The sequence below is a fragment of the Wolbachia endosymbiont (group A) of Hylaeus communis genome (genome assembly GCF_947251915.1).
GTDB lineage: Bacteria > Pseudomonadota > Alphaproteobacteria > Rickettsiales > Anaplasmataceae > Wolbachia > Wolbachia pipientis.
The window spans coordinates 777192-789903 of record NZ_OX366396.1; the positions used below are offsets into that span (position 1 = coordinate 777192).

Below are 12712 nucleotides of genomic sequence, written 5' to 3' on the forward strand. Positions count from 1 at the left end.
TAGATATTGAGTTAATAATTTAGATATTCTTCTAAAAAAATTACTTGATATTTATGATCTTTCAAGCATACCACTAGCTTTAAGATTTTTTAGGTCAGTCGCCTATATTAATAGGAACACCTACCTCAAGTAGATTCTTCACCAACTCTTGAAATTCAGCTAACTTTAATAGACTTTAGCATAAAGAAGTTGAACATTTCTTCAGAATTGTGTATAATTGTTAACGTCCTATAGGTTTACTTATTATGGCTCTTTCTAAATTTCTTGACCCCAAAAATGATATATCGTTCAAGCGTATCTTTGGTACTGAAAAAAATAAGGATATTCTTATTCACTTCCTCAATGATATCCTTGGCTTCACTGGTAAAAATGAAATAAAGGATATAGAGTTTTTAAGTACTATTCAAGACCCTGATATCGCCGCTAAAAAGCAAAGTATTGTTGATGTTCTCTGCAGAGATGAAAATGGACTGCAAGTGATCGTCGAAATGCAGGTCGCTAAAACTAAAGGCTTCGAGAAACGTGCTCAGTACTATGCTGCTAAAGCTTATTCAAGACAAGCTGACAAGGGTGATCAATACCATGACCTTAAGGAAATTATCTTTATTGCTATAGCAGATTGTATCTTGTTTCCCGATAAATCTGAGTATAAATCAAAGCATACTATTCGGGATGAAGACACATACTGTAATTGCTATTGAATGATGGAGAGACATACTCCATTATTTTAGCACGAAGTAACAAGTTCAATAGAATTAGTTCTTCAAAAATAATTTAAACTTTTACAGTAGGAGCAGCCTCATGAAATATTATAGTGGATTAGATGTCTCACTCAAGGAAACTTTTATCAGTATCATTGATGAGAAAGGAAAAATTGTTAAAGAAGAAGTTATTGTAAGTGAAAGCAGTACAATAGCGGAGTATTTGCTTAGTCAAAGCAAAAAATATGAAGCAATAGGGATAGAAAGTGGACAACTATCAATATCAATGTGCAAAGAATTGAGGAGATTTGGATTGCCAGTAACTTGTGTAGATGCAAGGCATATGGCAGCAGCATTGTCTGCAAGAATCAATAAGAATGATAAAAATGATGCAAGAGGTATAGCACAAATGATGAGAGTTGGGCTATTTAAAGAGGTATTAGTAAAGTCAGATGAAGCTTGTCAGATTAAAATAATGCTTGGAAGCAGAAGACAATTAACACGTAGCAGAGGGAAAATTGAGGGAACAATAAGAGGATTATTAAAAATATACGGGATAAAAATTGATCAGCGTGCCAGATCTACAAGTTTCGTTTTAAAAGTGCAAGAAATAATTAATGAGCTAGATGAAATTAGCAAGAACTCAATTGAAGTATTAGTACATAGCTTAGAAACAATAGAAGAATCGATAAGAAAACTTGACAAAATGCTCTCAGAGCAAGGTAAAAAAGATGAGGATTGTAAATTATTAACTACTGTTCCAGGAGTTGGTATTATAGTAGCAATGACATACAAAGCTGCGATAGATGATGCATATAGGTTTGAAACATCTTATGCAGTTGGAGCCTATATGGGATTGAGCCCAAGACAGTACGCTTCTGGAGAGATTGATCGGCATGGAAGTATATCAAAAATGGGACCAGTAGAATGTAGGAATGTGTTGTACGAAGCAGCACAAGTCTTACTGGTAAAATGTAAAAGGAAATTTAAATTGAGAAGCTGGGGATTGAGGCTTGCAAAAAAGAAGGGTATGAAGAAAGCAATTGTTGCCGTAGCGCGGAAGTTGTCTGTAATTATGCATAGGATATTGGTTAGTAAAACAGAATTTTGTTATCAATAAATGCAAAAAGTAGATAATTTGATGTAAAGTAAAGATAGCAATGCCGATGGAAGGGATAAGCAAGATCCTAGGTTGAAGCATAGACTTCGTAAGACACATGTTGCCGTCCACTTCCGCCTAACAAGTATAGTGCGGCTTGGCTAAAATACAAATTAGCCATATCAGACCGCGGAGAGAACCATGGAAGCATGCTATTTTAACTTATATTAAGACTATGGAGGGAAAGAATGATACCTTAGTTTTTATAAGCTTAATGAATATGTGGATAAATACTTTAAATGTGTGTGGCGTATTTATCCACATATTCATTGGCTGCATAATTTAAAAGGGATTAATTAGAAATTTAGTGCTGGTGTTTTTATTGCCAATAAAACCCCTTTTGATTGAATAAGATAATACGATAGTAAATAAAAGGTTGTATTAGAGCTGAATTTTACATCAAAAAATATTTTTCATGATACAAAAAATTATTATTGACTTTCATGCAATTAGAGAACTAATGAACATGATTTAAAAGATTTCTACTTTATATTTATTGAATTGCCAAAATTTCCAAAAACTAAGGAAGATCAGTTGGAGAATATAGTTGAAAAGTGGGTCTATTTCTTTAGGTATGCAGAGGAAACCAGTGAAGAGGAGCTGGAAAAAATAATAGGGAGTGATTTTATAATCAAAAAAGCCTATGAAGAGCTAAATAGATTTATAGCTCTTTTTACAATAATCCGAACAGACCGTAATATGCTACTGGCCTGCTATAGCCATAAACACATATCTTATCGCATTCGGACTATTATAAGAAAGGCTATAACTGGTCAGAGAAAGAATTTATTGCCTACGAACAGGAAATAAAACGTATTCTTGATGAACAGGCTGTCCTCGCTCAAAGACTCGATGATGCTACTGAACAAGGCAAAAAAATTGGTAAAGAGGAAGGAAAAATTGAAGGAAAAGTTGAAGTAGCAAAAACAATGCTGGCTAATAATGTTGATATTGACACTATTATCAAGTTTACTGGTCTTTCTATAAGTGAGATAAAAGAATTGCAGAAAGTTTAATAACTTATAGATTCTTCTAAAGAAATTACCTTATTTGAAATTTACTTGACGCTTATAGTTTTTTGAGCATAGCCTTTTATGTTAGATTCAAAGAAGACTGAATAGGCTGCTCCACACTTTCTACTTTCTCTAGCGTCGTATTCGGCTTTAGGACATCATACAACGCATAACTCACACAAGCTAATCCAACAATTCCCACAACCACTGCTATAGCATTTCTCATAATAGTCCGAACAGGTCATAGGAAGGCAGAATCAACAGCACGACGAAAGGATTCGAATAGAGGAATGTTTTTCCTGGCTCTGTTTTTTATAGCAAACCAATGATGCTCAATTTTGTTGAAATCTGGAGAATAAGGCGGCAGATACAAAATTTCTGCACCAACCCCTTTAGCAAGCTCGATAATCTTATCAGACTTATGAAAAGTAGCATTGTCAAGAATGACAGTCTGTCCAGGTTCCAAGATCGGTGTCAAAAATTGCTCAAACCATCCATTAAAAACATCCATATTACAGTGGCCTTCAAAGGTTAACGGAACAACTATCTTTCTTCCACTTAAGGCTGCAACCATACTGATTCGTTGAGTTTTCTTTCCAGATTTTAAGGCATAAAACCGCTGTCCTTTCTGGCAATATCCGTAGGGGTAGTCTTCGGTGTTATCAATGCCAGACTCATCTATATACACTAAGTTTTTAGGTTCTTTTGTCGCTATAATTTTCAAAAATTCAGCACGTTTTTCTTCGTTTCTTTCCTTGTATCCATATGTCTTTTTTTGCGCGTAAATTCAATTTTTTTAAGGGCTCGATAGATCGTTTGGATACTAACGTTGTTCCAAAGTTTAGCCATTTCCGATAGAGTCTTTCCTCCGTGTTCTCTGGCAAATTTGGCAAAGGTATCCCAGTCGGTAATTTTGTGATTGTAACCCCCATTTCCAAGTTTTTTTGATTGAAAGTCTCCTGTTTCTTTTCTTCTTTGCTGCCACTCCCATAAAGTAGTTCGTCCAATCTTAAATCTTGCTGCCACTGTTTCTCTGCTTTCTCCTTCGTCTAGCGCTTCCATTGCTTTTTTTCTTAAATCATAACTATATGCTGCTGGCATTCAACCTCCTTATCATCATCTACCCTTATCCTATCACATCCGGACTTTTATGGAAAGAGCTATACACGAAAATTTTGTAAACAGATTAATATACCCTGTTTTTGCTATTCATCTAAAAATGGAACCATAGAGTACGTTGAGGAGCGTAAGCAAATTTTAATGCAAAAATTACTATCAAAAAATAGATTATGCAAGAGGTCTAATTATTCTGCCGCAATTTTGCTCTATCACACTTGCCACATTTAATATTCCAGCTTCATCATAATAATTTCCAATCACTTGCAAGGCAAGTGGTAAACCCTCATTGGAGAGCCCAACAGGAACAGAAATAGCAGGCAATCCTGCCAGACTTGCCGGCACAGTAAACACATCATTGATGCACATAATTAGCGGATCTGGCTTTTCATTTAAGCCAAAAGCTTCTGTTGGAGCAGATGGCACAAGTATGTAATCTATTTTTTCAAACGCTTTTATAAAATCATTTCTGATTAATGCCCTAATGCACTGCGCTTTTTCGTAATATTCATTATAATGACCTGAAGAAAGCGCATAAGCGCCAATTAAAATTCTTCTTTTCACCTCTTTACCAAAACCTTCTGCTCTTGTTAGTGAATACATTTCTTCAAGGGTATCAGCATCAACCCTTAATCCATAACGCACACCATCGTAACGAGCAAGATTGGATGAAGTTTCAGCAGAACAGATTAAATAATAGACTGGTATTGCATATTTAGTATGTGGCAGAGTAATGTCAACAACTTCAGCGCCATTTTCTTTTAAATAGGAAGCAACTCTTTCCCAATTATGAACTATTTCCTCTGAAATTCCATCCATCCTATATTCTTTTGGTATACCAATACACTTACCCTTGACATCACCATTTATAAAGCTAGAAAATTTAGGCACTGGCTTTTCGCTCGATATTGAATCTTTTGTATCATAGCCACAAATTGCTTCCAGCATTAATGCTGAATCAGAGACAGAACGAGTAATGACTCCTGCTTGATCCAGAGAACTCGCAAATGCAATCATACCAAAACGCGAGCATCTTCCATAAGTTGGCTTTATTCCAACTACTCCACAATAAGCTGCTGGTTGGCGTACAGATCCACCGGTGTCGCTCCCTAACGCTCCAGCGCATAAAAATTCAGCAACCGATGCTGCAGATCCACCAGATGATCCACCAGGAACAACTTTTTCCCCATCGCTTTTTCTAATCCACACATTTTCAACAGGGCCAAAATAGCTATTTGTGTTCGCAGAACCCATAGCAAATTCATCCATATTAAGCTTACCGAGCATGGCTGCTCCACTTTTTAAAAGCAAGTCAGACACCGTAGATTCGTAAGTCGGAACGAAATTTTCCAGCATTTTTGAGCATGCTGTTGTTTTTATTCCTTTTGTACAGAATAGATCTTTGATGCCAACTGGTACACCCATGAGCGGCGAGATTAAATCATCCTTTTGCCTAGAGAAATGTTCATCTGCAGCTTTAGCAGCTTTCATTGCTATCTCTGGGGTTTTTGTTATAAATGCATTTAATTTCTCATTTTCAACCGCACTGATGTGCGCCTCTACGAGTTCAACGGCAGAAAAACTCTTTTTTTTGAGCCCGTCATGCATTTGTGTAATACTTAACTTTCTTAGTTCATTCATCAATATTTAATTTTTAGCAAGACGTTAATTATAACATGGCACGATAAAAAATCCATACATTTATAGTTACAGCTAGAAATGTAGCTAAGGTAACTTAGATTCACCGACAATCGTCATCCCGCTACTTGTTAGCGGCTAAGAGATACCGCAGCGGTATGACGTAGAAGCTATACTTTTATACTCACCAACTCAGTATCCAATCCGGATTGTATCTTAAAAAGGTCAAAAGACTATAATAAGCAAAGGAGTGATACTGTGTCTGAGTGAAAATCGTTGAGATCCCAGATACAAGTGTCTGCTGCTTGCATAGCATTTATTTACAAAAAAATAGTCATGCAAGAGACTTTGCTTGGATATTTGATATAATTTAGGTCTATTAAAGCAAAAAATACTAACATGAATGAAGTGATAACATTTGGTTGTCGTCTAAATTTTTACGAGAGCGAGTTAATCAAAGAAGCATTAAAAAAAGCAAAGAGAGAAAATGTTGTTGTGGTGCATAGCTGTGCAGTGACAAACGAAGCAGAACGTCAGGTAAAGCAAAAGATACGTAAGATTTACAAAAATGATCCAAATAAAGAAATTATCGTAGTTGGTTGTGCTGTTCAGTTGGATCCAGAAGTTTACAGTAGCATTCCTGGTGTAAGTAAAGTGCTCGGTAATCAAGATAAGCTAAAAGCTGAAAATTACTTACTAAATGACGATAAAATCTTGGTCAGTGATAACCAAGTAGAACCTGTTCTAATTAATGGATTTGAAGATAAGTCAAGGGCATTTATTGAAATTCAAAATGGTTGTAATCATAGCTGCACATTTTGTTCAATTACTGAGGCAAGAGGGAATAATCGATCTGTGCCAATAAACAGTATTATAGAGCAAATCAGGATCTTTGTAGAAAATGGATATCAAGAAGTAGTGTTTACAGGGGTTGATATTACTGACTTTGGTACAGATTTGTTGGGTAAGCCATCACTTGGTTCAATGATTAGGAGAGTTTTAAAGGATATACCAGAGTTGAAGAGGCTAAGACTTTCCTCTATCGATGTTGCTGAAGTTGACGACGAATTAATGGATTTAATAGCTAATGAGTCAAGACTTATGCCTCATTTACATTTGAGTCTACAATCTGGTAATAATTTAATACTAAAGAGAATGAAGCGTCGTCACAACAGAGAACAAGTGATAGAATTTTGTCATAAAATGAAGAGCTTGAGGCCTAATATAGCATTTGGCGCTGATATTATTGCTGGATTTCCAACAGAAACTGATGAAATGTTTCAGGATACAGTTGATTTACTGAAAAAAACAAATATAGTTTACCTACATGCTTTTCCATATTCAGAGCGGAAAAATACACCTGCTGCACGAATGCCACAAGTACCAGAGAATGTGCGTAAAGAACGAGTAAAAAATTTAAGAGAAGTAAATAAAGAAATTATGAGCAGTTTTTGTCAATCCTTGATCAACACTAAGCAAAGTGTTCTGGTTGAGCAAAATAATGTCGGTAGAGCAGAAAATTTTGCATTAATAAAGCTTGAATCAAAAGCTCAAGCCAAGAGTATTGTGAAAGTTAATGTTAAAGGAGTGGAAAATAATTATCTAATTGGAAATATTTTTTCTTAATTTTTGTACATTGAAGAAATATACGATATAGTAATTATACTGTAAATGATAATTGTGAATTCATTTATGATAACTAGAATATCTATTACTTTATTTTTGATTTTCATTTCATGTGTCTATTTTTTTATTACTTATATTAGTAATGATACACACATTGAGCAAGTACAACCCTTAAAATTAGAAACAGACAATAATAAAAGTGTGATACGTTCTGAGGAGGTTACTGCAAAAGAAATACCAATAAAATATCAAGAACTTGAAAGTAGTCCACCTTCTGTTTTCCAAGTAGCTGATCAGAAAAATATGTGGTCACGTATTGCAGATCAAGCTGAGCCTACAAAAGAAAAATCAAAAAAACTTGATTTTTATGTTAGCGCTAACGGTGGTAAGGTATACCATGATAATTCAGAAATATTTGTAAAGGGTATAAAGGCAATAGGGGAGAGAGTCCTAACTTTAGTTGAAAGTCATTATGGTTTTATAATAAAAAATATAGTGGCAGATGAAATTAAAAGTATACAGCAATTTGATGGTAAAATTGATTTCCAGTGGTTTAGCAGCATGTCTTTAGGTTACTATGCTGGAGAAAATGGTAAAATTGATTTTGAAGCCGCGTATTCTATAGCCAATATTGAAGATAGTAATTCTCCTCCGGTATTTGATAAATCAGCAAGTATATTTGCGTTTTTGTTAAACTTCTATTATAATCCCAGCGTTCAGGATACACAATTTGCTCCGTACATCGGTCTTGGTATAGGACCAACAGTTTTTAGATTAAAAAGGATTAATGGGTCACCCCAAAATTCAATGCCACTGAATGTTCCTTGGTTTGCTTATCAAATAAAACTTGGTGTTGATTATTCAATAATCCCAAAAATCAAAACCTTTCTCGGCTATCGTTACTTTAGCGTTCCGATACCTGTTGCAGATGACATATCTACTCGCAATATTGAAGTTGGTTTGATATTTAATTTTTAGTGATAATTTAATATATATATAAATTCTTATCTTTTCTATCTAACAAACCAAATGTTGGTACGATTGTTGCTTTTAAAAAAATGACAGTTTCTACTGTTCTAATATTATTCGCTAGCCTTTTTGATTTCTGATGCAATAAGCTTTGCTTATCTTCTCTATGTTCTATAAGCCCGCCGATTACCATAATTTCACCGCTCTTAATTTTTAACATAGAGTTCATTTCTCTGATTTCAACAATTGGAATGTCGCTATTTAATTTCATTTTACTCTGCTGTGCGACGTACTCTATATCTGGATCTTTAGTGTAGCCGTTAATTCTTGATAAAGTTGGATGTATATCCATGAATATTTCACTAGTATCAATGTTAATGCTTGGGTGGATTATTAGCACAACACCTATTGGGACGCTATTCATCTTGGTAATTAAGGTCTGATTAGAGTTTCTAGTATCTTTTTGTATATCGGAGGTAAAATAAATATGGTTTTTAGTAAATGAAATCATTGCTTGCTGATTATTTATAGCATGTACTCTGGGGCTTGAAATTACAGTTGAAGTGCCAAATTTGTCTAAATTTTTTACTAAATCTCCTAGATCATTCGCACCAAAGTTCATTGCTAGGTTAATAATGGAGTTATCTTGATTTATTATAGACTTAGTTCCATCTTGTAAGTCATTTAAGTTCATACCAGAAAGGTATTTGTCATCTAGCACAACTTCAACTATTTTTGCCTCTATCATTACTTGAGAAGACGCTAACTTCTTAACCTTATTAATATATTCTTCAACAGCTTTGTGGACATCTTTTCTAGCATTCAAAATAATAACACCAGCTTCTCTGTTGGATGAAAGGAATTCGCCATCATCCACCCCGTTAACATCCATTATTGCATTCAAGCCTTTTTCTAATGAATTCCATAAGTCACTACTGTATTGAGACTTCATAACATTGTTATAGTCCCTATCAACGTTACTTCCATCACTGTTAGTAATATTGTTATTAATAACGAAACTGCTTTGAGCAGAATGTTGAATATTGATGAAGTCTACGTAATAATTTTGTGCGTATGGCAAGTCCTGCTCAATTCTAATTACACCATTACTTGTTGAGTAACGCAGTTTGGCGCTATTTGCTATACTCTGAATTACTTCGTTTATATCCTTATCTTTTAGCTTTAAAATAATATTACCTGATATTTTTGGGTCCATATCCAAGTTAACGTCAGAAAGTTTTCCTATCTCAATCAGCAAATCCTTTACTGATACTTCTTCACTAACATTAATAGAAATAAGCTGATTACTGATTGTGAGATCGGGAAACTCTATTGGTAAAGGCATAATTTCTGGTATTGCCGGTTCATTAATCTCCAAAGAGGTGTTATATTGTTGCAACGGATAATCGTGCTTATAATTGTCTATGTTAATAGGATATTGCTTGGTAGGTAGATGTGTGCAAGAAATAATGAAGAGGAGTATTAAGCATTTAAAAATAGCCATTAGAACAGCATACAAAATCTATACTAATAGATTTCTATAAAAATATTAAAAATGTATTTAATCTCATTTTCATCGAGCAGATAATTGTCGTGTATTAGCTTTGGCTATGTATTTTTTGTATACTCTTCTTGTACTTAAATGTAGACCAGCATAGCCCTAATTTTTTTATATATTTTACTTCTTTCTCTGTATTTAATAATAGGCTTGAAAATAAATGGTAAGCCTATAATTGTTAAGCTTAGAGCTAGGGTTGAAAGTATACAACAGGCTTTGTGTTTACTATGTAGCTCTTTCAGGTAAAGCATCAAAAATCTACAAAATTTTTTGTAATTTTCTTCGATGTTTTTTTTGCTATGAGCCTTGCTAATGAACATATCTATTGCGGTATGACCGTTATTGCACTTAATGTTAAGGTCTGCACCTTTTTCTGTTAACAACTGAGCTATATCAAAATAATCCTTTTGAACAGCAAGATGTAGAGGTGCAAAACCTTGTTGCTCACAAATGTTCATATTGGCTCTAACTTCCAATAACATTTTCACAATTTGTGTATGGCCTTTTTTAACTGCGAGTAGCAAGGGAGTTCTGTTACATTTAGTAACAGCATTAATGTTTACCTTAAGCCTCAATAAGAGCTTAACTGTTTTAGTGTTACCATTATGGCTAGCTTTATGCAGCCTGGCGTTGCCATTAAAATCTTGATCATTTGCATCTATTCCTTTTGATACAAGAAATGTTACCATTTTTCTATTATTATGCTCAATAGCGCAATCTAATGCATCAAAACCATGGTTATTTTTTGTGCAAAAAAACTCTTTAAGTTTAATTTTATCGTTACTTGCTTGCTGTTTTTTTGCAATAAGCTTTACTATTTGCATTTTGTTGTTATACGCTGCTAGGAAAAGTGTAGTGTTATTTTCTGCATCTTTGGCTTCTATATTTGCACCTTTCTTTATCAGATATTCTATAATTTCTGCTCTGCTGTCATAATGTGCGGTGCATTGATAAATGGTTAAAAACAAAGGAGTACGAAAATTGTTATCTTCACATTCAAGATTTGCTCCGCTATCAATTAAAATTTGAACACTTTTTTTAGAACCGTATAGTGAAGCTATATGAAGAGGAGTATAGCCCTCTTTGACATCTTTTTCATTAATTTTTGCGCCTTTTGTTATCAAAAAATCTATTAATTCCGTGTCATCTTGTAGTGCAGCAAGGTGCAGTGGAGTGAATCCATTTTTATCCTTGGAATTAATTGTCAGTTGGTTAACAAAAAGTTTAGCAACTTTCTTGTGTCCATGCATAATGGCGTAATGCAGAGGGTTTCTATTTTCGTTGTCTACGACATTGAAATCAGCTTCGTGCTCTAGTAATGACTTTACTCCAACTAAATCGCCTTCTTTTGTGAACTTATGCAAGAGAGTGATTCCACTTGCATCTTTTGAGTTAATATCAAATCCATTTTCTACTAATTGGTTTATATCTTCCTCACGCGCCATATCACTTAAATCTCTAATTAAACTCTTTTCGCGTTAATAATACTCCTACTTGATTAAGTTTAAATGAATCTGTGAGAAATGGCTAGTGCATTCTTGCATAACAAACTTTTGGCAGCGCATTGGATGAAACGAAAAACTTACTTGACAAACTCCGCCAGCCCTCTTATCATGAAACTGAAGCTATTTATTTATCTTCGCAATCTCTGCAGTGGATTAATGACAAAAAACTTAATGTATTTGGCGTAAATCATGCTTAATTTTTTGCACTATGTGCACCTCATGTCTTTATAAAACTTTTAGGTTTCTACCTATACAAGCCGAAACGCGCTTATAAAGTGTTTAAGACAGTAAAAGACGTCAAATAGACAAGGGAGAATTTGAATACTAGCTACCCTAGGGGTTCTTTGCCTTTTTTTTCATTTGGTAAATTTCTTAATGTTTATAGCTAAACGACAACTGTCATTCCTGTAAAGGTCAAGTATCCCGCTACTTGTTAGCGGCTGAGATACCGCGAATGAATCGCGGTATGACGGTTAGCGGCGGCATGACGTAGGATTGCTGTCATTTCGCTACTTGTTAGCGGCTGAGATACCGCGAATAAATCGCGGTATGACGGTTAGCGGTGGCGTGACGATAAGCTCGTCATTCCGCTACGTGTTAGCGGCTAAGAGATATCGCGGTGGTATAGCTATAAATTGTTGATATCTTTTTTATATCACATTTTTAACTTACAATAGTTAGCCAGCGTTCCTTACATTAACCAAATCTTTCAAATTCTGCACTCACCACTACCTATAACTCACTTTCACGCAATATTGATCGTTCTTAAAAAGCAATCTAACATTTTTTATTCCTTGATTGCGAAGCTTTGATGCAGCTGATTTAGCAGCCTGAGCACTTTTAAAAAATGCAACATATCCCTTACTTTCTGCACTGTCTTGTTTCGGATGACGTTTCTGCATTTCTTTTTCATATTGCTTTCTGTAATGAGGAGTATTTTGTATCAATTGTTCTGACATCTTTCTTAGGTATTGAACTTTTACTTTTGCAAGCCCAGATTTATGAAATCCTAAGACTTGAGCTGCTTTTTCTGATAAGTCTATTATTCTGCCTTCAATAAAAGGCCCTCTATCGTTAACCCTTGTAACAAGCTTTCTTCCATTTTCTAAATTAGTGACAAGAACAAAGCAGGGTAAGGGCAAAGTCTTATGCGCTGCAGAGATCAAGTGACGGTTAAACGCTTCACCATTTGCTGTAAGTGTGCCATGATCTTCTATTCCATACCACGATGCTATCCCTATCTCTTCATAGTGTTTACAGTTTTTTGGATAATAAGTTATACCATTTATTGTGTAGCTGCTGCCAATTTTATAATGACCTGCAGTGCAGTTAAACCTGTTGCTAACACTGCAGCTACTTATCAAAACAAATATTAGGCATAGAAAGGTTAGGTTTTTTATCATTGTATTCGGTAAGAGGGTTCGATA

At 34.7% G+C, this 12712-nt stretch carries 9 protein-coding genes and 3 pseudogenes; 6 read left to right on the top strand and 6 right to left on the bottom strand.

Features of this window, described 5'->3' with window-relative positions:
• Positions 1 to 245: 245 nt before the first annotated feature.
• From OPR52_RS03945 to OPR52_RS03960, 4 genes and pseudogenes are all read left to right on the top strand, one after another.
• Positions 246 to 683: pseudogene (locus OPR52_RS03945) on the top strand (Rpn family recombination-promoting nuclease/putative transposase); the annotation flags it as partial.
• Positions 684 to 801: 118 nt separating this feature from the next.
• Positions 802 to 1821: an IS110 family RNA-guided transposase gene (locus tag OPR52_RS03950; RefSeq protein ID WP_265037747.1), complete on the top strand. Its 1020-nt coding sequence runs from the start codon at positions 802 to 804 to the stop codon at positions 1819 to 1821.
• A 495-nt stretch (positions 1822 to 2316) separates the two neighbouring features.
• A pseudogene (locus tag OPR52_RS03955) lies at positions 2317 to 2523 on the top strand (PD-(D/E)XK nuclease family transposase); the annotation flags it as partial.
• Between the two features lie 104 nt (positions 2524 to 2627).
• Positions 2628 to 2876, top strand: a pseudogene (locus OPR52_RS03960) (Rpn family recombination-promoting nuclease/putative transposase); the annotation flags it as partial.
• A gap of 76 nt (positions 2877 to 2952) precedes the next feature.
• Here OPR52_RS03960 and OPR52_RS03965 read toward each other — a convergent pair.
• The 3 genes from OPR52_RS03965 to gatA all read right to left on the bottom strand — a co-directional run bounded on the left by OPR52_RS03965 (position 2953) and on the right by gatA (position 5630).
• Complete coding sequence (locus OPR52_RS03965) at positions 2953 to 3099, bottom strand: hypothetical protein (protein ID WP_265037749.1); 147 nt, start codon at positions 3097 to 3099, stop codon at positions 2953 to 2955.
• Positions 3100 to 3114: 15 nt separating this feature from the next.
• A protein-coding gene (locus OPR52_RS03970) for an IS630 family transposase (RefSeq protein ID WP_265037751.1) occupies positions 3115 to 3974 on the bottom strand; the annotation gives its coding sequence in 2 pieces (ribosomal slippage) (positions 3115 to 3650 and positions 3650 to 3974; 861 coding nt in all).
• Positions 3975 to 4160: 186 nt separating this feature from the next.
• Positions 4161 to 5630: an Asp-tRNA(Asn)/Glu-tRNA(Gln) amidotransferase subunit GatA gene (gene gatA, locus OPR52_RS03975; RefSeq protein ID WP_264723307.1), complete on the bottom strand. Its 1470-nt coding sequence runs from the start codon at positions 5628 to 5630 to the stop codon at positions 4161 to 4163.
• A 396-nt stretch (positions 5631 to 6026) separates the two neighbouring features.
• Here gatA and mtaB point away from each other — a divergent pair, with 396 nt between their 5' ends.
• Positions 6027 to 7253, top strand: a complete 1227-nt coding sequence (gene mtaB / locus OPR52_RS03980) for a tRNA (N(6)-L-threonylcarbamoyladenosine(37)-C(2))-methylthiotransferase MtaB (RefSeq protein WP_010082135.1) — start codon at positions 6027 to 6029, stop codon at positions 7251 to 7253.
• Positions 7254 to 7319: 66 nt separating this feature from the next.
• Positions 7320 to 8231, top strand: a complete 912-nt coding sequence (locus tag OPR52_RS03985; protein ID WP_265037754.1) for an outer membrane protein — start codon at positions 7320 to 7322, stop codon at positions 8229 to 8231.
• Between the two features lie 7 nt (positions 8232 to 8238).
• Here the strand turns inward: OPR52_RS03985 and OPR52_RS03990 are convergent, their stop codons facing one another.
• The 3 genes from OPR52_RS03990 to OPR52_RS04000 all read right to left on the bottom strand — a co-directional run bounded on the left by OPR52_RS03990 (position 8239) and on the right by OPR52_RS04000 (position 12688).
• Positions 8239 to 9741, bottom strand: a complete 1503-nt coding sequence (locus tag OPR52_RS03990; RefSeq protein WP_186809106.1) for a type II secretion system protein GspD — start codon at positions 9739 to 9741, stop codon at positions 8239 to 8241.
• Between the two features lie 119 nt (positions 9742 to 9860).
• Complete coding sequence (locus OPR52_RS03995; RefSeq protein WP_264723400.1) at positions 9861 to 11225, bottom strand: ankyrin repeat domain-containing protein; 1365 nt, start codon at positions 11223 to 11225, stop codon at positions 9861 to 9863.
• Between the two features lie 788 nt (positions 11226 to 12013).
• The gene (locus OPR52_RS04000) at positions 12014 to 12688 is read right to left on the bottom strand and encodes a septal ring lytic transglycosylase RlpA family protein (RefSeq protein WP_319803565.1); all 675 of its coding nucleotides are present in this window, start codon (positions 12686 to 12688) and stop codon (positions 12014 to 12016) included.
• Between the last annotated feature and the right edge of the window lie 24 nt (positions 12689 to 12712).